Genomic DNA, 286 nt, shown 5'->3' with positions numbered 1-286 from the left:
GTTCGCGGCCTGACGACCGGACATGACGCCACCGCCGCTGCCGCCACCCACGCCAAGGCCACCGCCTTCCGAGCGTTGCAACAAAACGACCCCGGTCAACAGCACCGCCAGGATCAGATGTATGGTCAGCACGACGTTTTCCACGGAATTCGGCCTTTCATTTGCGGACGCGCCTATCTAGTCATCGATCAGGGTGAAGGCAAGCAGAGTGTCCCGATGCCGGCATTAATGATTCAGGGCACCGGCTCTAATGTCGGCAAATCGCTGTTGGTGGCGGGTTTGTGCC

General features: G+C 60.1%; 1 protein-coding gene. It reads right to left on the bottom strand.

Annotated elements, in window-relative coordinates; translation table 11 throughout:
* The coding region (gene secG, locus K3A85_RS17870) for a preprotein translocase subunit SecG (RefSeq protein ID WP_225207865.1) at window positions 1-144 on the bottom strand (144 nt) is incomplete at its 3' end.
* Window positions 145-286: the final 142 nt, after the last annotated feature.

The organism is Novosphingobium huizhouense, assembly GCF_020179475.1.
Taxonomy (GTDB): domain Bacteria; phylum Pseudomonadota; class Alphaproteobacteria; order Sphingomonadales; family Sphingomonadaceae; genus Novosphingobium; species Novosphingobium huizhouense.
The sequence above is the reverse complement of the archived record's forward strand: the minus strand, read 5'-3'. Positions and strand labels throughout refer to the sequence as shown.